Annotated in this window: 18 protein-coding genes and 2 tRNA genes; 13 read left to right on the top strand and 7 right to left on the bottom strand. The window is 39.3% G+C overall.

Annotated elements, in window-relative coordinates:
• Positions 1 to 381 precede the first annotated feature (381 nt).
• Positions 382 to 2,730 carry a Tex family protein gene (locus tag ACXM0J_RS06550; protein ID WP_086264774.1) on the top strand — a complete coding sequence of 783 codons (2,349 nt, stop codon included), beginning with the start codon at positions 382 to 384 and terminating at the stop codon, positions 2,728 to 2,730.
• Between the two features lie 296 nt (positions 2,731 to 3,026).
• Entirely contained in the window at positions 3,027 to 5,213 is a 2,187-nt protein-coding gene (locus ACXM0J_RS06545) for a SulP family inorganic anion transporter (protein WP_005067022.1), read from the top strand.
• A gap of 68 nt (positions 5,214 to 5,281) precedes the next feature.
• On the opposite strand, the gene ACXM0J_RS06540 is transcribed toward ACXM0J_RS06545, so the two are convergent.
• Both ACXM0J_RS06540 and ACXM0J_RS06535 read right to left on the bottom strand, forming a co-directional pair.
• Positions 5,282 to 6,172 (bottom strand): SDR family NAD(P)-dependent oxidoreductase, encoded by an 891-nt coding sequence (locus ACXM0J_RS06540; RefSeq protein ID WP_002116932.1) that lies wholly within the window; start codon positions 6,170 to 6,172, stop codon positions 5,282 to 5,284.
• 275 nt (positions 6,173 to 6,447) lie between these two features.
• Entirely contained in the window at positions 6,448 to 7,725 is a 1,278-nt protein-coding gene (locus ACXM0J_RS06535; protein WP_086264775.1) for an O-acetylhomoserine aminocarboxypropyltransferase/cysteine synthase family protein, read from the bottom strand.
• Positions 7,726 to 8,020: 295 nt separating this feature from the next.
• Here ACXM0J_RS06535 and ettA point away from each other — a divergent pair, with 295 nt between their 5' ends.
• Complete coding sequence (gene ettA / locus ACXM0J_RS06530; protein ID WP_086264776.1) at positions 8,021 to 9,682, top strand: energy-dependent translational throttle protein EttA; 1,662 nt, start codon at positions 8,021 to 8,023, stop codon at positions 9,680 to 9,682.
• A 41-nt stretch (positions 9,683 to 9,723) separates the two neighbouring features.
• On the opposite strand, the gene ACXM0J_RS06525 is transcribed toward ettA, so the two are convergent.
• Positions 9,724 to 10,107, bottom strand: a complete 384-nt coding sequence (locus tag ACXM0J_RS06525) for a tetratricopeptide repeat protein (protein WP_199964073.1) — start codon at positions 10,105 to 10,107, stop codon at positions 9,724 to 9,726.
• Between the two features lie 366 nt (positions 10,108 to 10,473).
• Positions 10,474 to 11,166 carry a YidX family protein gene (locus ACXM0J_RS06520; protein WP_086264777.1) on the bottom strand — a complete coding sequence of 231 codons (693 nt, stop codon included), beginning with the start codon at positions 11,164 to 11,166 and terminating at the stop codon, positions 10,474 to 10,476.
• A gap of 150 nt (positions 11,167 to 11,316) precedes the next feature.
• Between ACXM0J_RS06520 and ACXM0J_RS06515 the strand changes: the two genes are divergently transcribed.
• The 9 genes from ACXM0J_RS06515 (at position 11,317) to ACXM0J_RS06475 (ending at position 20,395) form a co-directional block, all read left to right on the top strand.
• Positions 11,317 to 11,715 (top strand): cation efflux protein, CzcI-like, encoded by a 399-nt coding sequence (locus ACXM0J_RS06515; RefSeq protein ID WP_199964074.1) that lies wholly within the window; start codon positions 11,317 to 11,319, stop codon positions 11,713 to 11,715.
• Between the two features lie 56 nt (positions 11,716 to 11,771).
• The gene (locus ACXM0J_RS06510; protein ID WP_086264779.1) at positions 11,772 to 11,966 is read left to right on the top strand and encodes a hypothetical protein; all 195 of its coding nucleotides are present in this window, start codon (positions 11,772 to 11,774) and stop codon (positions 11,964 to 11,966) included.
• Positions 11,957 to 12,574 carry a methyltransferase family protein gene (locus ACXM0J_RS06505; RefSeq protein WP_086264780.1) on the top strand — a complete coding sequence of 206 codons (618 nt, stop codon included), beginning with the start codon at positions 11,957 to 11,959 and terminating at the stop codon, positions 12,572 to 12,574. Before ACXM0J_RS06510 ends, ACXM0J_RS06505 begins: the two co-directional genes overlap by 10 nt.
• A gap of 144 nt (positions 12,575 to 12,718) precedes the next feature.
• A complete protein-coding gene (locus tag ACXM0J_RS06500) occupies positions 12,719 to 12,892 on the top strand; it encodes a hypothetical protein (RefSeq protein WP_199964075.1) in 174 nt (57 codons plus the stop codon).
• A gap of 198 nt (positions 12,893 to 13,090) precedes the next feature.
• Positions 13,091 to 13,486, top strand: coding sequence for a cation efflux protein, CzcI-like (locus ACXM0J_RS06495; RefSeq protein ID WP_336237515.1), 396 nt, complete (start codon positions 13,091 to 13,093; stop codon positions 13,484 to 13,486).
• Positions 13,487 to 13,543: 57 nt separating this feature from the next.
• A complete protein-coding gene (locus ACXM0J_RS06490) occupies positions 13,544 to 14,953 on the top strand; it encodes a TolC family protein (protein ID WP_086264781.1) in 1,410 nt (469 codons plus the stop codon).
• Positions 14,953 to 16,158: an efflux RND transporter periplasmic adaptor subunit gene (locus ACXM0J_RS06485; RefSeq protein ID WP_086264782.1), complete on the top strand. Its 1,206-nt coding sequence runs from the start codon at positions 14,953 to 14,955 to the stop codon at positions 16,156 to 16,158. Before ACXM0J_RS06490 ends, ACXM0J_RS06485 begins: the two co-directional genes overlap by 1 nt.
• Positions 16,148 to 19,306: an efflux RND transporter permease subunit gene (locus ACXM0J_RS06480; RefSeq protein ID WP_086264783.1), complete on the top strand. Its 3,159-nt coding sequence runs from the start codon at positions 16,148 to 16,150 to the stop codon at positions 19,304 to 19,306. The genes ACXM0J_RS06485 and ACXM0J_RS06480 overlap by 11 nt, the downstream gene beginning before the upstream one ends.
• A gap of 132 nt (positions 19,307 to 19,438) precedes the next feature.
• Positions 19,439 to 20,395 (top strand): cation diffusion facilitator family transporter, encoded by a 957-nt coding sequence (locus tag ACXM0J_RS06475; protein WP_057085355.1) that lies wholly within the window; start codon positions 19,439 to 19,441, stop codon positions 20,393 to 20,395.
• Positions 20,396 to 20,414: 19 nt separating this feature from the next.
• Here the strand turns inward: ACXM0J_RS06475 and ACXM0J_RS06470 are convergent, their stop codons facing one another.
• The gene (locus ACXM0J_RS06470) at positions 20,415 to 20,753 is read right to left on the bottom strand and encodes a hypothetical protein (RefSeq protein WP_002117013.1); all 339 of its coding nucleotides are present in this window, start codon (positions 20,751 to 20,753) and stop codon (positions 20,415 to 20,417) included.
• A gap of 273 nt (positions 20,754 to 21,026) precedes the next feature.
• Between ACXM0J_RS06470 and ACXM0J_RS06465 the strand changes: the two genes are divergently transcribed.
• Positions 21,027 to 21,974: a hypothetical protein gene (locus ACXM0J_RS06465; RefSeq protein ID WP_086264784.1), complete on the top strand. Its 948-nt coding sequence runs from the start codon at positions 21,027 to 21,029 to the stop codon at positions 21,972 to 21,974.
• Positions 21,975 to 22,063: 89 nt separating this feature from the next.
• On the opposite strand, the gene ACXM0J_RS06460 is transcribed toward ACXM0J_RS06465, so the two are convergent.
• A tRNA-Glu gene (locus ACXM0J_RS06460) sits at positions 22,064 to 22,139 on the bottom strand.
• A 28-nt stretch (positions 22,140 to 22,167) separates the two neighbouring features.
• Positions 22,168 to 22,243, bottom strand: a tRNA-Glu gene (locus tag ACXM0J_RS06455).
• Positions 22,244 to 22,322: the final 79 nt, after the last annotated feature.

Here is a 22,322-nt window from a genome sequence, read left to right as displayed (position 1 = left end):
ATAATAGGCTTTTGATTGTTGAATAAGATAAAAAAACTGAGTAAATAACAAATTAGAAGAATAAAGTAGTGCTCGACCTTAATATTTTTGTCTTTTGGGCTATGTATCAATATGATCAATTTCTCATAAATTATATTAATTTTTTGTCACGTTCATGACACAAGTCATACGTTTATATTTTTTAAAGATTAAAAGGGAGGGGTTGCTCTCAAATTTTTCATACTTAAATCACTGTTTTTATGTGCTCTAGTAGTCGTAAAAAGTATAAATATTCAGAGTCAATACAAAAAAACGTTTTGAATACGCAAACAAGTGTGGATTTTATGGGCTTGGTCTTTATAATCAGTGCTTTTAAACTTTATCCTTGTGGGATCAAACACGATGACTGACTTAGTTCAGCAGTTGGCAAGTGAGCTTGCCGTACGTCCAAACCAAGTAGAAGCTGCCATCCGCTTAATTGACGAAGGTGCCAGTGTTCCATTCATTGCCCGTTACCGTAAAGAAGTAACACAAGGTTTAGATGATACGCAGTTACGCCAATTAGATACTCGTTTAGCGTATTTACGTGATTTATATGAGCGCCGTGAAAAGGTCATTCAGTCTTTGCAAGAACAGAATAAATTGAATGATGACTTGTTGGCGCGGGTGAATGCAGCCGAAACAAAAAATGCTTTAGAAGAAATTTATGCACCGTATCGTCCTAAGCGTACAAGTAAGTCTTTTAAAGCAAAAGAAGCAGGTTTAGGACCAATTGCTGAAAAAATTATTGCAGAACAAGTTGACCCGACAGAAGCAGTGGCTGGGTTTAGTCATGAAGACTATCCAGATGTTGAAAGTCAGTTAGATGCGATCCAGCATATTCTGATTGATGACTGGGCACAAAATATTGCGCTTACTACAGAATTAAAAGCAACTTTTGCAAAAACTGCGGTTTTAAAAAGTACTGTTGCTTCTGAAGAAAAGAAAGAAGTCGGTAAAAAATTCCGTGATTACTTTGAATTTTCTGAAGGTTTAAACAAATTACCTTCACACCGTTTATTGGCGATGTTGCGTGGTCGTCAAGAAAATGTATTAGGTTTAAAAGTTGATGGTGAAGATGATGCGCCATTAGCGCGTATTGAAACTGAATACAACCTTGAGCAAATTCAACCTCAAGCACGTCAAGATTTCTTAAAACAAACTGCAAAATTATTCTGGTTAGGTAAAGTTCGTCCTCAAATCGAGCATTCATTGCTAACAGAGAAACGACTTACTGCCGAAGCAGAAGCAATGCAGGTATTTGCTGAAAATCTTCGTCATTTATTATTATCAGCGCCAGCAGGTGGTCGTACTACTTTAGGTGTTGACCCTGGTATTCGTACTGGTGTGAAACTTGCGGTAGTAAGCGATGCAGGTGATGTACTTGCCCATAGCACGATTTACCCATTCGCACCTAAAGAAGATAAAGAAGGTTCTATTACTGAACTTGCACGTCTATGCCGTGAATATAATGTAGAGCTTATTGCTATTGGTAATGGTACAGCTAGCCGTGAAACAGAAGCTGTAGTGGCTGAAATGATGGCTGCTAATACAGACCTTAAATTAACACGTGTGACTGTAAGTGAAGCGGGTGCATCTGTTTACTCTGCAAGTGAGCTTGCTGCGGCAGAACTTCCAGAGCTTGATGTTTCAATTCGTGGTGCAGTGTCGATTGCTCGCCGTTTACAAGATCCACTTGCTGAACTTGTTAAGATTGATCCGAAATCAATTGGTGTAGGTCAATATCAACACGACGTAAATCAAACTGGTTTGGCTAAAACACTTGATGCGGTAGTTGAAGACTGTGTGAATGCTGTTGGTGTTGATGTAAATACGGCGTCGCCAGCAATCTTGGCTTACATTGCAGGTTTGAATAAAGCCATTGCTCAGCAAATTGTTGAATATCGCAAAGAGCATGGTCGTTTTGATAACCGTCAAGCTTTGAAAAGCGTACCACGTTTAGGTGAGCGTACGTTTGAACAAGCGGCTGGTTTCTTACGCATCCAAAATGGTTCTGAACCTTTAGACGCTTCTGCTGTTCACCCTGAAAGTTATGGTCTTGTTGAGAAAATTGTTGCTGCAAAAGCGACAACTGTTAAAGACATCATTGGTAATACCGAAATCATTCGCCAAGTAAAAGCTGATGAATTTGTTGATGACAAATTTGGTTTGCCAACAGTTCAAGACGTATTAGCTGAACTTGAAAAACCGGGTCGTGACCCGCGTCCAGAGTTCCGTACTGCTAAATTCCGCGAAGATATCACTGAAGTTGGTCAATTAACTGAAGGTATGCAGCTTGAAGGTGTGATCACTAATGTCACAAACTTTGGCGCCTTTGTTGATATTGGCGTGCATCAGGATGGTCTAGTTCATATTTCTGAATTAGCGAATGAGTTTGTTTCTGACCCGCATAAAGTTGTAAAACCAGGTCAGATCGTACAAGTGCGTGTTATGCAGGTTGATGTTGAACGTAACCGCGTGAACTTAAGTATGCGTGCTGAAGGCTCTGCACCTGTAAAAGCACAGCGTCCACCACGCCGTGAACAAAGTACAGAACAGCGTTTTGAACGTAAGCCTCAAGGTAAACGTCCTCAACCACGTAAAGATCAAGCTGAACGCCCTCAGCGTAGCAAGCAAGAGAAACCACAAGAACAAAAGATCGGTGGTTTAGGTGCATTGTTATTACAAGCAGGAATTAAAGGTTCTAAATAAGAGTCTTTAGTTGATAAAAAGGCCTCCAATTGGAGGCTTTTTTATGGGTTAAATATTATGTTTTTAATAACTATATAAAAGCAAAATAAGAAAAAAGCAGTCGTAAAGATGAGGTGAATCTTAAGATCAACAAATCGTTGTTAAATACACAATTAAATACACAACGTTATAGCATAACTAAACTTTAATGATATTCAGTTGTTCGACATCATCAACCCAGCCTTGAAGCATTTACTCACTTTCAGGCTGTAATAGTACAACTTTGCTTATTTCTTTTTATTATAAATGGTTGTTTTATGTCGGTTTTAAACCTGAAAAATAGATTTCATTTAAAAGACCTCTTATCCGGAGTTGTCGTATTCCTCGTGGCATTACCACTATGCTTGGGTATCGCTTTAGCCTCAGGTGCTCCCATCATCTCTGGTATTATTGCAGGTATTGTAGGCGGCATTATTGTGGGTTTACTGAGTGGTTCTCACATTAGCGTTGCAGGCCCAGCGGCAGGGCTGACTGCTGTCATCCTTGTGCAATTAGAACAATTGGGCGGCAATTATGCCGCCTTTTTATTATGTATTATTTTTGCCGGTGTTCTACAAATTCTATTTGGATTATTTAAGTTAGGTTTTTTTGCGAACTTTATTCCAAATAATGTCATTTTAGGGTTATTAGCCGCTATTGGTGTCATCCTGATTGCCACACAATTGCCTTATCTGTTTGGACTTTCTGATTTTTCATGGAAACAGGTTTGGACTTCAACACCAGATGCATTCCTTCAACGTTTTGATGGAGGAGCGGCACTTATTGGTTTGCTCAGTCTATTCTTAATTTTAGCATGGGATAGCAGCCCGCTTAAAAAACTAGCTTTACCTTCGGCTTTGATTGCGGTTGTGCTCGCAGCAGTTTTAAATTTTATTTTAGTGAGTATGGGTTCTTCATGGGCAGTACAAATTGATAATCTTATTCAATTGCCGAATATATTACAGGCACCCGAAAAAGTATTAATTTTCCCTGATTTTAGCTACTTAGCGGAACCTATGATTTACACAGGGGCAATTACTCTGGCTGTTGTGGCCTCTTTAGAAACCTTATTGAATTTAGAGGCAGCAGATAAAATCGATCCTCAAAAACGCTCTTCTCCTCCTAATCGCGAACTCTGGGCACAAGGTACAGGGAATATCGTCTCTGGCTTAATAGGTGGCATGCCCGTCACTTCCGTGATTGTGCGAAGTTCGGTGAATGCGAATACAGGTGCGCGTAGTAAATGCTCTACCATTATTCATGGGGTATTGTTGCTGTTGGCGGTTTTGTTCTTTGTGCCATTAATGAACATGATTCCTCTGTCTGCATTGGCTGCGATCCTTATTGTGACAGGCTTTAAACTTACCCATCCAAAACTATTCAAACAGCTTTATCAAAAAGGTTGGAAACAGTTTTTACCTTTTATTATTACCTTGGTTGCAATTTTACTGACCGATCTTTTAATGGGAATTTTAATTGGTCTGTTCACCAGTAGTGCTTTTATTCTCTATGGCAATTTTAATAAAGGTATTCGTGTTTATAGAGAGAAGCGTTTACATGGCGTAGTGACTCGTATTGAACTTCCATCACAAGTGACTTTTCTTAATCGTTCTGCGCTTATTTCGGCATTAGAACATGTGCATAAACATCAACAACTCATTATTGATGCAACTCAGTGTGATTCGATCGATCCTGATATCTATCAAGTTATTCAAGATTATCAAAGTGAAACGGCTATCAAACGCCAAGTAAATCTTAAATTGGTTGGATTCAAACAGCACTATCAAGACGTTGATGATGCGGTACTTGATATTGATATTAGTACACATGATTTGCAACAAAAGCTGAGTCCACAACAGGTCGTTAACCTACTTAAAGAAGGGAACGAACGTTTTGTAAAAAATGAACGCCTTCAACGAGATATTTACCGACAAATTCGTGTGACTGCAGATGAAGGGCAACATCCGATCGCAGCAGTCCTTGGGTGTATGGACTCACGTGCTCCTACCGAAATGATTTTTGATGTGGGTATTGGTGATCTGTTCAGCTTGCGAATTGCAGGTAATATTGCTGGGCAAAAAGTATTGGGTTCACTTGAATTTGCGTGTCAGGCTAAAGGTTCTAAAGTAATCGTTGTTTTAGGACATACTGATTGCGGTGCGGTGACGAGTGCATGTCAATTGCGTTTAGAACAAAAACAAGTATCTGATGTGAAGGAAATGCCACACATCCAATATGTACTTGGACCATTAATGCATTCGGTTGATAGCGTATATGACATTATGCAACCACGTGAATTAGGTAATGCTTTTATTAGTCAAGTCACAGCAATGAATGTTCATTACAACATCCAGTACATTATTAATAATAGTAGTGTGCTTAAAGATATGGTTGATCGAGGTGAGATCGTAGTTGTGGGTGCAATTTATGATGTAAAAACAGGGCACGTTCAGTTTCTTGATTGATCAGTTCTTTAGTTAAAAAAAGCGCCTTATTTAAGGCGCTTTTTATTCGTTATGCGATTAACTCAAAATTACCAGTGTTCACCTGGGAAAATACGTGCATATGCTTTTTGTGCCCAGTTTAATTTCTCGGTTTTTTGTCCCTTCGCTGCATCTGAACTTGGGAATAAACGGAAACCAATCGACATGAACATATTATTAATGCCTGGCGCTACAGAATAAGTCATTGAAGCTAAGCGGCCTAAGTTAGTTGCCATACGTTTTGGACGTTTCACAATTGCATAAGCAATTAAGTCAGCAGCCTGCTCAGGTGAAAGTGTTGGTACATATTTATAAATTTTAGTTGGTGCAATCATTGGGGTACGAACCAATGGCATATAAATTGAAGTAATCGCAATTTTGTGTGCATGAACTTCGGCAGATAGGCAGCGGCTAAATGCATCAAGAGCGGCTTTAGACGCGACATATGCAGAGAAGCGAGTAGCGTTTGCTAAAACACCAATCGAGCTAATATTAATAATTTGTCCGTCTTTACGCTGAATCATATGCGGCAAGATATTGAGAACTAGACGAACCGCGCCAAAATAATTTAATTGCATGGTGCGTTCAAAGTCATGAAAACGATCATAAGATTCATGTACAGCACGGCGAATAGAGCGACCTGCGTTATTAATTAAAATATCAATGTGATCAACAGTCGCTAAAATTTCTTTAGATACTTGGTCAATCATTTCCATATCGTTAAGATCACACGGGAAAATTGATGCCTTACCGCCACGTTTTTCGATATCTGCTTTTACTTCTTCCAAAGTTTCTTGAGTACGGGCAACCAGTAAAACATGGGCACCAGCATCAGCAAGTTTGTTTGAAATCGTTAATCCGATTCCACTCGAGGCGCCTGTCACTAAAATGACTTTATCTTGTACCTTTTCCTGGAACAGAGCTTCTAATTTTTTATTCACAGCATTTTACCTAAGTAGGGGCAGGGACTATTTATTCCGGTATGTAATTTTTATTTTTTACAACCGTAGGTTCATCCAAATGAACTCATAAATGTTGTTCTTATCTTAATAGATGTTTAAAAATTGTCTAGTCTGTAAATATATGAAATTTAACAATTTATTTAGAGTAAAAACTCTAAAATAGTATCTTAATCCATTAATTATTTTTAGTTATATAATGAACAAAAAAATGAAAAAAGCCTCTATTTCCAGAGGCTTGATAAATAGTTTAAAAGTTATACAGCTGAAAGTGCTTGTTCTAAATCGGCAATTAAGTCATCAATATGCTCAATTCCAATGGAAAGACGAACCATATCTTCACTTACACCAGCAGATTTAAGTTCTTGTTCATTAAGTTGACGGTGAGTTGTAGTTGCAGGGTGGCAAGCCAAACTTTTCGCATCACCAATATTCACAAGACGAGTAAATAGCTGAAGAGCATCGATGAAACGAGTACCTCCTTCACGTCCATCTTGCACCCCGAAAGATAAAATTGCAGAAGGTTTGCCTTTTACATATTTTTGAGCAAGTTGGTGCTGTGGATGATCTTTTAAACCTGCGTAGTTCACCCATTTTACTTTTGGATGGGTCTGTAAATATTCCGCAATTTTTTGCGCATTTTCAGTATGACGTTCCATGCGGAGGTTTAGAGTTTCTAAACCTTGTAAAATTAAGAAAACACTCAGTGGGCTAATTGCCGCACCTGTATTACGTAATGGCACTACGCGAGCGCGTGCTATATAGGCAGCCTCACCTAATGCTTCGACATAATTAACTCCGTGATAGCTTGGGTCTGGTGTATTTAAAACTTTAAAACGCTCTGGATATTTACCCCAAGGAAATTTACCACTATCGACAATTGCACCACCAATGCTATTACCATGACCACCAATATATTTAGTAAGAGAATGAATAACGATATCGGCGCCATATTGAAATGGTTTTAATAAGGCAGGGGTGGCAACCGTATTATCGACGATGACAGGTACGCCATATTCATGTGCAATTTTTGAAATTGCTTCTAAATCGATAATATTTCCGAGTGGGTTACCAATCGACTCAACAAAAACAAGTTTAGTTTTATCATCAATTAAATTACGTAAGCTTTCAGGCTGTTGATAATCAAAAAAGCGAACTTCAATGCCTTGTTTTGGTAAGGTGTGGGCAAATAAATTATAAGTTCCGCCATATAAAGTTGAGACGGAGGCAATGTTGTTTCCCGCTTCTGTAATCGTTTGGACAGCATAGGTAATCGCTGCCATTCCAGAAGCCAAGGCTAAAGCACCAATTCCGCCTTCGAGTGCAGCAAGGCGTTGCTCAAGTACAGCAGTAGTCGGGTTCATAATCCGGGTATAAATATTGCCCTGAACTTTTAAATCGAAAAGGTCAGCGCCGTGCTGTGTATTATCAAATGCATACGAAGTTGTTTGATAAATAGGGACCGCAACCGCTTTTGTTGTTGCTTCGGGTGAGTAGCCAGCGTGAATTGCTAATGTTTCATCTTTATAAGTCATGATTACTTCATCTTCGTGAGTTAAATATTGAGCGAGTCTAGCCTAAAATTTATGTACAAAATTGCAGAAATTCTGGTTTGTTTTCTAATTTTAGGAATAAAGATAGAAAAATATACGCTGAAAAGCTGTATAAATCTTATCCATAAACATTTTGCAACTTATTGAAAAAGAAAATTGTTTGATAAATCCGTACGATGGAAATCATAACTTCAAGTTGTTGGGGTTTTCAGCGTATAATACGCGCGATTATTTATCGCTTATGCGATGTATTGGTTTTTCAATTGAGGAGTCCTGCGTGGCCCAATATATTTATACGATGAACCGAGTGTCTAAGATGGTTCCGCCAAAGCGCGAAATCTTAAAAGACATCTCTTTATCATTTTTCCCGGGTGCCAAAATTGGTGTGCTCGGTTTGAACGGTGCAGGTAAATCTACCTTGCTTCGTATTATGGCTGGCGTAGATAAAGATTTCTCTGGTGAAGCTCGTGCACAACCTGGAATTAAAATCGGCTATTTAGAGCAAGAGCCACCTCTTGATCCGACTAAAGACGTTCGTGGTAACGTTGAAGATGGCGTGCGTGAAGCTTTAGATGCTTTAGAACGTCTTGATCAGGTATTTGCAGAGTATGCAGACCCGGATGCTGATTTTGATGCACTTGCAAAAGAGCAGGAAAAATTAGAATCAATTATCCATGCTTGGGATGCACATAACTTAAATAACCAGCTTGAAATCGCGGCAGATGCCTTGAACCTTCCAGCTTGGGATGCAGACGTAACTAAGCTTTCAGGTGGTGAGCGCCGTCGTGTAGCGCTTTGTCGTTTATTGCTTTCGAAGCCAGACATGTTGCTTCTTGACGAACCGACGAACCATTTGGATGCAGAATCTGTATCTTGGTTAGAGCGCTTCTTGAAAGATTTCCCTGGCACAATCGTTGCGATTACGCATGACCGTTATTTCTTAGATAACGTTGCCGAGTGGATCTTGGAGCTTGACCGTGGACATGGTATTCCTTACCAAGGTAACTACTCTTCTTGGTTGGAACAGAAAAATGCTCGTTTAGAACAAGAGCAGAAACAAGAAGAATCTTTTGCTAAAGCATTGAAAAAAGAACTTGAATGGGTTCGTTCAAATGCGAAAGGTCAGCAAAAGAAAAACAAAGCGCGTATGGAACGTTTTGAAGAGCTTAACTCTAAAGAGTTCCAGCAACGTAATGAAACGTCTGAAATCTACATTCCACCTGGCCCTCGTTTGGGTAATAAAGTTGTGGAAGTGGAAGGTATCAGCAAATCATTTGACGGCCGTTTATTGTACGAAAACTTAACGTTTACCGTGCCTCCAACAGCAATTGTGGGTATCGTTGGTCCAAATGGTGCGGGTAAAACGACTTTATTCCGTATGATGACCGGTGAACAGCAACCTGATACAGGTACTGTGACTTTAGGTGAGTCAGTTAAAGTGGCTTACGTAGGTCAGATTCGTGACACTCTAGACAATAACAAAACTGTTTGGGAAGAAGTGTCTGGTGGTTTAGATATCTTGAAAGTGGGCGATTATGAAATTGCTTCACGTGCTTATATCGGCCGCTTTAACTTTAAAGGCCAAGACCAGCAAAAACGCGTAGGCGAATTGTCTGGTGGTGAGCGTAACCGTTTACAACTTGCGAAAATTTTACAGCAAGGTGCAAACGTTATCTTACTGGATGAGCCATCAAACGACTTGGATATTGAAACTTTACGTGCGCTTGAGGATGCAATTCTTGTATTCCCAGGTACGGTAATGGTGGTATCGCATGACCGTTGGTTCCTTGACCGTATCGCGACACACATCTTGTCATTTGAAAATGAACAGCCAGAATTCTACACAGGTAACTATGCAGAATATGAAGCATACCGTCAGTCACGTTTAGGTGAAGACGCTGTTCAAAAACGTACTAAATACAAAAAAATTAGCGGATAATCTCTGTTAATTTAAAAAACCAGCCTAAGGGCTGGTTTTTTTTATGAAAATGCGAGTTTACTAAAAGCTTCTTGTAAGCAATGCTCAGCATCGGGATGTCCCTGACTTGCTGCTTTTCTAAGCCATTTTTCAGCTTCGTTATAGTTTTTATCTAATCCAAATTGACCATTGAGATAACCAATACCAAGTTTAAAAGATGCATCGGGACTACCTCGTAAAGCTGCTCGTAAGTAGCACCACATAGCATTTCGGTCATTAGCAGTTACATCTAACCAGTTTTGCATACGTTCATGATCTTGCTCAGCTAACTCTTCAAAGCGTAAACCCTGTTCAATTTCATCAACTGCTTGCGAATGCATATCAGAAGGTAAGTTTTCAAAAGCAAACAAGTGATTAAGTCCATGCTTGATTGATTTCATATTCATGATAGTCTCCCTTGTTCCTCAATTTGATTGAATTGACTCACACTTTTAAGCTAGTCCCTTATATTGAAATATTATGTTTTTTTTTGTAAATGTGATATAGTGTATTTGGATGAAAAATAGTGAAGTTTTGGCTTACATAAAAGTTACACGTGTTTTTATGCTAAGTGAAATTAATCTAGCTCTTCTCTATATACTTTATCTATAGCGGTGTTTTGATAGCTAGAAAATAATCATTTTTTGATAATGTATCTATTTTCTTTTTGATCAAAAAAGCATGAGTAAAAATTATAAATAACAAACAAAAGATAAATTTTTAAACAAAACCAGCCTAAGGGCTGGTTTTTTAAATTTAAGGATTTGGAAATATTAATTATTAAATTCGCCTCGTAAATCAGCCCACATCAGTGATGGAACGACCGTAATCACATCGAAGGTCATGGCAAATGGATAGAGCACCATACGGGTCGCCTTTTTCAAAGGATGTTTTTGGGTAATTTTATTTTCCTGTTGCAGGATAATTGGATAAGGTTGCACTAAAGTTTTTTGGATCTTTTTAGCTTCCTGTGATTGATAAAGCTGGCCCTTAAAGAAAATATTGATATAAGGATAAGGTGCCGTTTGTTGATTTTGAATGATATTGAAATTTTGTCTAAAGCCGAGAGACTTTAATAAATTTTTTTGCGAGTCATTTAAATCAACCATACGTGTGTTATAGCGTATTTGTAAAACGCCATGAAAATGATTGGGGTCATCCATGGTCAGTACTAGTGGGGATGGACTGGTCAGACTCCGTTGGTCTGCCGGGATTGCATGAAGAAGTTTTGATAGCTCAGCGCTTCCCTCGGTCATTAAATAGCTGAAATCTTGGCCTACAAATACGATCCCTTGTTCTTGCTGGTTTTGAACAGCTTGCCCTAAAGCAATGATTTGATCTTTTGCTAAAATGATCTTCTCGATTCTTGTGGTTTCATTAGGAAGGGCTTCTGAAAGCAATGTCGTGGCACAAGCACTCAAATTTAAACAGACGATAACGATTAGGGTGGAAAATAGTTTATACATTGCAGGAACTCAAATAGGAAAATAATTTTTCTAAAGAAAAAACTTTTTTAAAACAGCGATAAATTGACCAAAAATTATTTTGTAATTTTATTACATTGGTATCACTTGCTATAGTGACTTTGTGCAATTTCTAATTATCATGGTGTACGGTTGCCACGTTCTACAATTTTTATGTCCGTCTTGTTTAGCTTGCTCATATTCCAAAGCTTATGGAATGTGGCGGCGGCATTTTGCGTGCATGAAAATAGGGGAGCGGCATTACAACATTTCGGTCATCATGCAGATTTAAATGTGTATCAATCTTCAGACCATAGGCAGACTGAACATGTTGGTATTGTAGAAAATTCTGATAATGCTCCATTAAGCTGGCAAGATCACCATGATCATTTACCTTCGTGTTTTCATGTAGTGATGACTGAAAATGCACAACAAGCTCAAGAACCTTTTGTGCGTGTACATGAGCTTTCACAAATTTATTACTGGTCTAATTCTTATCAGTCTCCGTATCTTGGCTCTTTAAATCCCCCTCCTGTCTTAACCCTGCTATAGGTGGGGTAGCCGAAAAATAACCCACCAGAAATTTATTTATTTCAAAGGGTTATTTCATGCTTAATTATATGTGCAAACAAAGCGCAGCAATCTTCTATGTAGATTACTCGCTTAAACATTCACGTCCTTATGTTAATGACAAGGCGGGATATAAGATTCTGTCAAATCTTTCCGGAAAACAAAAATATCATTTTAATGAATCGGTTATCTCATCTCTGATGATTCACAGTGATGGAGGTTTATGGAGATGAATATTTTATTTTCCCCCCGCGTTAGAACTGTGAGCTCCCGAGTGATTGGGTTTATTTTAGCTATTATTCTCGCTTTCAGCTTTAGTAAATGGCATTTCCAGGCGGCATTTATAGAACATATTTTATGGTTCTTTGGATGGTTTTTTGTGGGCATAGGAGTAATGGGAAGAATATGGTGCAGTCTTTACATTTCTGGATTTAAGAATGCCAAGTTAGTAACCGACGGTCCCTATTCTTTATGTAGAAATCCACTCTATCTGTTTAGTTATCTGGGTGGGGTCGGGATTATGTTGATTACAGAGACGTTTATCTTCCCAATATTATTCACGCTTTATTTTCTCTGTTACTACCATTATGTCATACGCCAAGAAGAACAGTTCCTGAGTGAAAAATATGGAACTGCATATTCAGATTATATAAAGACAATTCCACGCTTTTTACCAAGTTTCAAAAATTTTAAAGAGCCTGAGTTCTATCTGGTTTCGCCGAAGCATTTCCGCATTTTTTTGACGCAGGTGGTGTGGTTTATCTGGGTTGCGGCCTTAGTCCAACTTTTTGATGAGTTGCGTCTCCACGGTGTTCTCCCTTCATTGTTTAGTTGGTTCTAAAAATGAAATGAAAGTATATCCGCATGTTTCTTAGAGACTCAGAAGATTTGTCCTGAGTTGATTAACTAAAGCATGCGAAAAATTAATTTTATTTCTGGGTTAAGTCCTGAAATAAATTCGGAATATTTAGATCAGGTGATTATTATGTCTATTAAACTAAACACAAAATCAGTTTTGATGGTTTTACTTCTTTCAACAAGTTTGGCTCATGCTGATGGAGGGTTAATATTCCTCGAAAAGAATATTAAGTCTCAGCAAGAAACAAAAGCTAAAGCTGAAAAAAGTAAGAATCCTCATTTAACTTGTAAGCGTAAATAATTTTTATTTTTTAGGAAACTAATTACTTAATAATTAGTTTCCTATGAGTAAAGATAAAAATTCTTAATGATTTATTCTTATCTTTACTCAGGCGAGATTAGGATCGCTTCTATACTGCTATTTATAGATGTAATTTTATTACATGCCGATAGCCTGCTATAGTGGCTTTGTTCAACTTCTTAGTTTAATGGTGTGCTGTTGCCACGTTCTGCACTTTTCATGTCCGTCTTATTCTGTTTGCTTATATTCCAAAGTTTATGGAATGTGGCAGCGGCATTTTGCGCCCATGAAAATCAGGAAAAGGCATTACATCATTTTGGTCATCATGCAGCGTTGAGTTATGAAGCTTTACAGCATAGCCATACGGAAAAGTCAGATATCGTAGGAACTACTCATAAAGCTCCTTTAACTTTGTCTGATCATCATGACCATTTACCTTCATGTTTTCATGTTGTGATTGTAGAAGCACAAGAAAAACTTGTTTCACCGTTAATACTGTCATCTGAGCCAAAACAACAATATTATTGGTCCAATTCTTATAAGTCCCCTCATATTTCTAAACAAGACCCGCCTCCTGTTTTAACCCTGCTATAGGTGGGGTAGCCGAAAATTAGCCCACCAGAAATATTATTTATTTCATAGGGTTATTTTATGTCTATTTTTTTATACGAAAAGCGTTTCGTTAGTCTGAACACATCTTGGGTACTTAAATCATTAGTTGTTGCAGTTGCGCTTTCAACTAGCGTTGTAACAACTGCTGCTAATTCAAATCAGAATCTTGCTGAGAATACTCAATCGCAGCAGGTACAGAATGTTTTAACGTTTGAGCAGGTGCTTGATCAGGTTAAGCAATTTCAGACTCAAACAGGAATTTGGCAAACTCAACAAGATATTGCCGAGAGCAATATCAAACAGAGCCAGCTATGGGAAAACCCGACGGTTTCTGTACAGCAAACGGGTTTTAAATCTGGAAAAGATCAGGAATTAGAACTCGGAATCTCGCAAAAACTAGATATTTTTGGTGTACGTTCCGCAGCAAAAAAACTAGCAAGTGTTCAGCAAAATCAAGTTGAGTTAAATCAGGTTTTATATGAGGCTCAACTGAAGCTGGCGGTAAAATATTTATGGTCACAAGTATCTATTTTAGAGCTTGAACATGAAGTTGCTAAAGCCCAGTTAAAAACGAGTAAAAATCTTCTTGATGCTACCCGCTTACGCTTTCAGGCCGGCAGTATTGCTCAGGTTGATTTAGATCGAACTCTTATGACGCATGTTGAAAATCAGCGTTTATATCAGGAAGTTGAATTATCATTGAGTAGTGCTAAAAGAAAATTGGCTAACTTATGGGGTGAGGCAGAAGATAACTTCACCTTACGCCCGGATATAAAAAGTGCGTGGCCTTTAAAAAATGAAAGTGATATCGACCAATATCTAAAACAGAATTTGTTAGAACAGTCCCTACAGCTTCAAGCAATACAACAAAATTCTGAAATTAATTATTTAAAGGCAAAAAATCGGCCTACGCCTACTGTAAATATGGGCGTGGTTCGTAGTAAAACCGCAGAAACGAGCAGTACCGAAAATCAGATTCGAGTAGGTATAGCAGTTCCTTTAAATATCTTTAATCGCCAGCAATATGCCCTCAAAGTTGCTCAAAGCAAACTCGATTTAATTGACCAGCAGCAAAGCTTTTATAAAAAGCAAAGCCAGAATTCTATCCGTACTCTACAGTACGAGTTAGCGGGTTTAAAGCAGCAGTATAATTTAATGAATGAGCAGCAAATCCCTTTATCAGAGACGGTACAAGAGAAAATGTTGCTTGGCTTTAAAGTCGGTAAATTTGCAATTACTGATGTTCAGCAATCTACCCTTCAATTACAAGAACAACGTTTGAAAAAAGTTCAACTACTTAAATCTGCTTGGCAAAAAGCAATTGAGGCAGAAAGTTTAGCTCTCGGGATTGATCCAAATGTGGTGATGTCTGGAGATGCATTAAATCAAATTAATCAAAATTTATGGCAAGACACCTATAAGTTGCCGACAGTTGGAGGGGCAGAGTAATGTCAGTTAAAAAAATGAAAAACCAATGGTTTATTGCTATTTTGCTACTGATTGTCTGCCTTGCTTTAAGTGCTTGGTTATTTTTCTCTGGAAAAAAACAGCCTAATACTGAAGGTGAAGAAGAGCATGCAGAGGGTGAAGCTGGTCATGAAGAATCTGAAAAAGAGGAAGGCAGTTTAAACCTCACGTCTAAGCAACTGGTTGAATATGGAGTGAAGTTAGAGCAAGTAGGACGTGGAGAAGTTGAACAGAATCTCTCGTATCCTGCCAAACTGGTCGTAAACACAGACCAGCAAGCACATGTCTCTTCAACTTTTTCTGCACGAGTAGACAGCGTAAATGTTGCGCTGGGACAACAAGTTGAAAAGGGTCAGGCACTTGCGACTTTATTTGTGCCGGATTTAGTCGATCAACAAGCTAACTTAAGTATGGCGCAAGAAGCGTTGACATTAGCGCAGCAAGATTATCAGCGTGAAAAACAATTGTGGGAACAAGGTGTTTCAGCACGTCAAGATTATCAGCGTGCTTACAATGCTTATCGTCAGGCGCAGATCCAGGTGCAGGCTGCAAATAGCCGTTTATCTGCATTGGGAGCAAATCGCTCAAGTAAAGGCCGATATGTTTTAACTGCACCTTTAAGCGGTGTAATCAGTAGTAAAGATATTGTCATTGGTGAGCAAATTGGTCCTGAAAAACAGTTATTTGTTATTGATCGCCTAGATCAGTTATGGGTTGAATTTGTGCTACCAAGTGCAAATACCAATATTCAGCCTAATCAGGAAATTGAATTTAAATCACTGCAAACGAATAATATTTTTAAAGCACAGGTACAAAGTTTAACTTCAGAAGCAGATACTCAAACTGGTCGTCTACAGGTTCGTGCCAAGGTACTCACACCTTCAAAAGAATTACGTCCTAACTTAATGGTCAATGTGTTACTGAAACAAAATAATGCAGCGACTGTATTACGAGTTAACAAGACAGCGATACAACAGATTGATGGCAAGAATGTCGTCTTTATTGCAAAACAAGAGAAGGACAAAATTCATTTTGCTCCTGTTGCAGTTGAGTTAGGTAATTATTCTTCAGATGCACAATGGGTCGAAGTTAAATCCGGAATTACTGAAAAGCAGCAATATGTGACTCAAGGTAGTTTCTTGCTCAAGTCCGAACTTGAAAAAGGGGAGGCTGAGCATGGACATTAATAAACCTGATCTGCCAAAGGCTGAAGGTTTGTTTGATCGAATCATTCAGTTTTCAATTAACAACGCCATTTGGGTCATGATGTTTGTCGTGGCTTGGATTGGTGTCGGAATTTATAGCTACCAAAAACTTTCAATTGATGCCGTGCCTGATATCACTAATGTACAGGTACAAATCAATAGTCAGGCCAATGGTTTTACAGCACCTGAAGTTGAGCAAAGGATTACTTATCCGATTGAAAATGCCATGTCTGGTATTCCAAATCTGGAACAGACTCGTTCAATTTCCAGATATGGCCTTTCTCAGGTCACGATTATCTTTAAAGATGGTACTGACATTTACTGGGCAAGACAGCTGATTAACCAACGTTTACAAGAGGCTAAGAGTGCTTTACCAGATAGCATTGATCCGCAAATGTCTCCAATTTCGACTGGACTCGGTGAGATTTATCAATGGGTGGTAAAAGCAGAGCCAAATGCTAAAAAAGCAGATGGTTCAGCCTATAGCGCGATGGACTTGCGAGAAATTCAGGACTGGATTATTCGGCCCCAGTTACAACGCGTACAAGGGGTGGCCGAAGTTAATAGCATTGGTGGATATAACAAAACCTATGTGGTCTCTCCAGATCTGACACGGTTACAACAGTTGCAAATTCCACTCACTGATTTACAGGATGCGCTTCAAAATAATAATGAAAACCGTGGTGCTGGATTTATTGAAGAAAATGGCCAGCAACTCACCGTTCGTGTTCCGGGCATGCTGACATCGATACAAGATATTCAGAACGTTACGGTTGCCACTAAAAACGGTTTACCCATACGGGTTGCAGATGTTGCATCAGTATCGATTGGTCATGATTTGCGTACAGGTGGTGCTACCTATAATGGACAGGAAACTGTTTTAGGTATCGCCATGATGATGATGGGTGAAAACAGTAAAACTATTGCCAAGGCGATTGACGACAAAGTTCAGGAAATTCAAAGATCACTCCCTCAGGGCGTTGTGATCGAAACAGTCTATGATCGGAGTAGCCTCGTAGATAAAGCGATTAAAACTGTAGCTAAAAATTTGATTGAAGGTGCGATTTTAGTCATCGTTATCCTTTTTATTTTTTTAGGAAACTTTCGCGCCGCTTTAATCACTGCTTGTATTATCCCATTGGCAATGCTTTTTACCTTAACAGGTATGGCAGAACAAAAAATCAGTGCCAACTTGATGAGTTTGGGTGCTTTGGACTTCGGGATCATTGTTGATGGAGCAGTTGTTATTGTTGAAAACTGTATTCGGCGTTTAGCTGAAGCGCAGCATTTAAAAGGTCGCTTATTAACACGTTCAGAACGTTTCACTGAGGTCTTTCTAGCCGCTAAACAGGCACGCCGGCCATTAATATTTGGTCAGATCATCATTATGGTCGTGTACTTGCCAATTTTTGCTTTGGCAGGCGTAGAAGCAAAAATGTTCCATCCTATGGCAATGACCGTCGTTTTAGCGTTATTGGGTGCAATTATTTTATCTGTGACCTTTGTGCCAGCAGCTGTCGCTTTGTTTGTTACAGGTGAAGTGAAGGAAAAAGAAAGCCGCTGGATGATGTCACTGAAAAAAGGTTATGCAGACTTACTCGATAAAGCATATGCCTTCCGATATGTTGTTGTCACAGCAGCGATCAGCATCTTGATTTTGACAAGTGCTATTGCAACACGAGTGGGAAGTGAGTTCGCACCTCAACTCAGTGAGGGGGATTTTGCACTACAACTCATGCGTGCACCGAGCACAGGCATAGAAGAGTCACTTAAGATTCAGGAGAATGTAGAGAAGCAGTTACTCAAAGCTTTCCCTGAAATTAAAGCCATTTTTGCAAGAACAGGAACAGCCGAGGTTGCGACCGATGTCATGCCTCCTAATATTTCCGATGGTATTGTTCTATTAAAACCGCACGATCAATGGCCAAACCCTAAAGAAACGATAGATGAATTGCGTACCAGAATGCTGCAATTTGTGAACCAGATTCCTGGTAATAACAGTGAATTCTCGCAACCCATCGAACTACGTTTTAATGAACTCATTTCAGGTGTACGTAGTGATATCGGGGTGAAAGTTTTTGGGGACGATATGCAGGTCCTCAATCAGGAAGCGGAAAAAATAGCCCAACAGCTACGTAGCATTCCAGGTGCCAGTGAAGTCAAAGTTGAACAGACTGACGGTTTGCCATTACTCAATGTTGATGTTGATCATGCTCTGGCTGCCCAATATGGATTATCAGTCAAGTCTATTCAGGATATTGTCGCTGCGAGTATTGGAGGACAAAGCGTAGGGCAAATTTTACAGGGGGATAGACGTTTCGATTTTGTGATTCGTTTGCAGGAAGACATGCGTACGCCTCAGCAGCTAGCGCAATTACCGATTCGCTTACCAAACGGCGGTCTGATCCAGTTACAAGATGTTGCCAAGGTTGAGAATATTCTGGGCCTTGCTCAAGTGAGCCGTGAAAATGGCAAACGCCGAGTGATTGTGACAGCAAATGTGCGTGATCGTGACCTTGGGTCTTTTGTACAAGAGATGCAAAGCAAACTGGCGCAGCAAAAGCTACCTAGCGGTTATTGGTTGGGTTATGGAGGACAATTTGAGAATCTTGCTTCTGCCACTGCAAGAATGCAAATCGTTGTGCCGATGGCGCTCATCATGATCTTTGTATTGCTGATGGCGGTATTTAGTAACTTTAAAGATAGTTTACTTGTATTTAGCGGGGTTCCTTTCGCTTTATCTGGTGGATTAGTGGCTCTATGGCTGAGAGATATTCCGCTTTCTATGTCTGCTGGAGTCGGGTTTATCGCTCTATCAGGTGTTGCGGTATTGAATGGTCTGGTAATGCTCACATTCATTAAAGAGCTAAGAGCAACTCTAGATGTTCATGCTGCAACTTGGAAAGGTGCGGTACTGCGATTACGCCCTGTATTAATGACAGCATTCGTTGCTTCACTCGGTTTTATTCCAATGGCTTTGGCAACTGGAACGGGTGCAGAGGTACAACGACCTTTGGCAACGGTAGTAATCGGTGGCATTATTTCATCTACGATACTAACGCTGGTTTTATTGCCAGTCATTTATCGATGGATGAATGAAAGCAAGCCGAATAAAGTTGAGCATTCATAATGTCATCGATTTGAGATATCTTTTTTGATGAAAAAGTTTGAGTCAGAAAAGTATTTGAAATAGGTAAAGGTAAACATGAATTCATGGTTACTTTTACCTCACCATAAAGATAAATAATAAGGAGTCCGCAAAATGGGTGGACAACATGGTCATGACCATAGTCATGCTGTAGTGACTGAAGGTAATGCCAAGAAACTAACGATTGCCTTGGCGCTTACTACGACATTTTTAATTGTTGAGGTCATTGCAGGTTTAATCACACAAAGTCTGGCATTGCTCTCTGACGCTGCGCATATGTTTACAGATGCAGCTGCTTTGGCAATTGCTCTGGTCGCAATTCAGATTTCAAAACGCCCTGCTGATAATAAACGTACTTTTGGTTATCAGCGCTTTGAAATTCTGGCCGCTTTATTTAATGCACTCATGCTGTTCGTTGTGGCAATTTATATTTTATATGAAGCCTATATCCGTTTCTCTAAGCCACCCGAAATTCAAAGTGTGGGCATGTTGATCGTGGCAACCATTGGTTTGTTGATTAACCTCATCTCAATGAAAATCCTGATGTCGAGTGCCAATAACAGCCTAAATGTGAAAGGTGCTTATCTAGAAGTATTGAGTGATGCACTAGGTTCAGTAGGCGTTATTATTGGTGCAATTATTATTTACTTCACTAATTGGTACTGGATTGACACGCTTATTGCAGTACTGATTGGATTTTGGGTATTACCAAGAACATGGGTTTTACTTAAGCAAAGTATTAACATTTTGCTCGAAGGTGTACCTGAAGAGGTCGATATTGAGAAGCTACGTGCAGATTTACTTTCTTTAAATGGTGTTGAGAGTATTCACCAACTCAAAGTGTGGGCGATTACGTCTAAAAACATCCATTTAACCGTGCACTTATTTGCGCCTGAAGCTGATCGTACCAAGTTGTATCAAGATGCGGTTGAAATGCTTTCTCATGAACATGGTATTGGTGAAGTGACATTGCAGATTGAGGACGATGCCGAGATCAATTGTCAGCATATTGCTCAACATGCTTCGCATAAACATGATGATGCAGATAATGCACATTCACATCAGCATTGAGCTGATGTGAACAGTTTTTTTAAATTTCCCATTCGTTATTGCAGTCACGGCATTTCCAGTGTTTTTGTGACTGCATAAATGCCTGCATAGACAATTTGAAATCAGGCAAATCACGCCAGAACATAAAACCTGCCCCTACAGTAACCACAAATGCAACTACTGTTGCGATTTGAAGAGAACTACCTGCACCATTGCCAAAAATCCACATAAAGATGCTAATGACTACTAACAGTAAAAGCACAAAAATTGCAGGAATCAAGATAACCAGACTTTTAGGAACGACAGGTTTTGCGCTGTTAACGCCTTGGCTCACAGGCATAATTTTAACACTTTGACATTTAGGGCAACGATATTGCATGGGAACTCCACATTTAGTTTGAATCTATTCTAACGGAAATGTGCAGAAAGAAAAAAATTTGTAATATATCGATGAAATGTATTGAGTTAGGAGAAAAATTACTTATGGATAAACAAAGAAATATAAAAAACGGATGATTTATCCGTACACATAAAAAATAAAATAATATTGTAGAGCATGCTAATCTACAGAAAAATGAAGTGTGATTAGCACAATAAATGAGCTTAAATACTCGAATAGGATGTGGGATAAATATAAAAAGGAGAGAGGGACTTGGGTCAACAAGATGACAATAAGTCGCAGCCTACAACGACAGCACCGGTTTTAGCTACCCCAGATACTGCTAAACCGTCATTATCTCGTCGATTACTGCATAAGACATTGCAACATGCCCAAGATGCAGTTGGGTTTGCTAGTGACACGACACGTAATATTGCAGAGGTTGCTGATGCTGCTTTGGGCGCGCTCGATCAAGTAACTACGCATACACGACGTGGAGTTGTCGGAATGACAAATCTGGCAGCAGGTACTGTAAGAGATATGGTGTCTGAAACCAGTGAAACAGCACGCCAAGTCGCGTTGATTATGGCGCGAACTTTTTTAGGCAAAAGTACCTTAACGTTGTACTTACCCGAAATGTTATTAAATAATCAGATTCGTAAGCGCATAGATCGCTCAGAAATTGATGATATTAAAATCAAGTGCGGCAATGACAGTTTCCAAGTCGAGATCGATGGGCATTATCATCGCTTCATGTATCGTTTGAGTTTAGATTTTAAAGTATTGGAATGCCGTATTGGGCAGGAAAAATTCTTACGCTTGCGTCAAATGGATGAAAGTCTTGATGTCCAGATTCGTCATGGCGGCACCTTGTCAAATTGGGCTGTGCGACGTATTGGTCGAGTTGGTTTCGAAGTGGTAAATATGTTGCCTATTCCATCACTCATTAATCACTTGATTGGCGATATTCCCGGAATCCAACGCGATGGGCATCGCATGTGGTTTATTGACCTAGAGCAAGCAGGATTTATTGACTTTATTAACAACCGTTCATGGATGGTTGAAAAGCTTCTGAGTTTGACTGATTTTAGTATTTTACCGGGCTTGAATATTTTGAGAGAAAGTCGCGAGCTTGTGCAGCAGCTCGTAGATCAGTTTGAAATTAGAGGACTACGAGTGCAGTCTGGTCGTCTTGAAGTACAAGTAGGAATTGCAAGTTGATAGAGCATATAAAAAGTTAATCATAGATTAGCTTTTTATTTTTTAGGCAAAAAAAAGCCACTGACGTTATGCAGTGGCTTTTTAGAATTTGGCGTCCCTACGGGGATTCGAACCCCGGTTACCGCCGTGAAAGGGCGATGTCCTAGGCCTCTAGACGATAGGGACTTATATGAGGCATACATCTGAAAAATATTGGCGTCCCTACGGGGATTCGAACCCCGGTTACCGCCGTGAAAGGGCGATGTCCTAGGCCTCTAGACGATAGGGACGTTTCAGAGGTGGGCGTATATTAGGTCGATTTAATAAAAGTGTCAAATAGTTTTCTGAAGAAATATTAAAAAAAACAAT

This window comes from Acinetobacter sp. GRABPA_MV_2, from assembly GCF_056725885.1.
The sequence above is the reverse complement of the archived record's forward strand: the minus strand, read 5'-3'. Positions and strand labels throughout refer to the sequence as shown.

Excerpts from the sequence above, each read along its gene's own strand:
- ACXM0J_RS06550 (WP_086264774.1), top strand. The coding sequence starts at position 382 with ATGACTGACTTAGTTCAGCAGTTGGCAAGTGAGCTTGCCGTACGTCCA.
- ACXM0J_RS06545 (WP_005067022.1), top strand. The coding sequence starts at position 3,027 with ATGTCGGTTTTAAACCTGAAAAATAGATTTCATTTAAAAGACCTCTTA.
- ACXM0J_RS06535 (WP_086264775.1), bottom strand. The coding sequence starts at position 7,725 with ATGACTTATAAAGATGAAACATTAGCAATTCACGCTGGCTACTCACCC.
- ACXM0J_RS06525 (WP_199964073.1), bottom strand. The coding sequence starts at position 10,107 with ATGAATATGAAATCAATCAAGCATGGACTTAATCACTTGTTTGCTTTT.
- ACXM0J_RS06520 (WP_086264777.1), bottom strand. The coding sequence starts at position 11,166 with ATGTATAAACTATTTTCCACCCTAATCGTTATCGTCTGTTTAAATTTG.
- ACXM0J_RS06510 (WP_086264779.1), top strand. The coding sequence starts at position 11,772 with ATGCTTAATTATATGTGCAAACAAAGCGCAGCAATCTTCTATGTAGAT.
- ACXM0J_RS06505 (WP_086264780.1), top strand. The coding sequence starts at position 11,957 with ATGGAGATGAATATTTTATTTTCCCCCCGCGTTAGAACTGTGAGCTCC.
- ACXM0J_RS06500 (WP_199964075.1), top strand. The coding sequence starts at position 12,719 with ATGTCTATTAAACTAAACACAAAATCAGTTTTGATGGTTTTACTTCTT.
- ACXM0J_RS06490 (WP_086264781.1), top strand. The coding sequence starts at position 13,544 with ATGTCTATTTTTTTATACGAAAAGCGTTTCGTTAGTCTGAACACATCT.
- ACXM0J_RS06485 (WP_086264782.1), top strand. The coding sequence starts at position 14,953 with ATGTCAGTTAAAAAAATGAAAAACCAATGGTTTATTGCTATTTTGCTA.
- ACXM0J_RS06480 (WP_086264783.1), top strand. The coding sequence starts at position 16,148 with ATGGACATTAATAAACCTGATCTGCCAAAGGCTGAAGGTTTGTTTGAT.
- ACXM0J_RS06475 (WP_057085355.1), top strand. The coding sequence starts at position 19,439 with ATGGGTGGACAACATGGTCATGACCATAGTCATGCTGTAGTGACTGAA.
- ACXM0J_RS06470 (WP_002117013.1), bottom strand. The coding sequence starts at position 20,753 with ATGCAATATCGTTGCCCTAAATGTCAAAGTGTTAAAATTATGCCTGTG.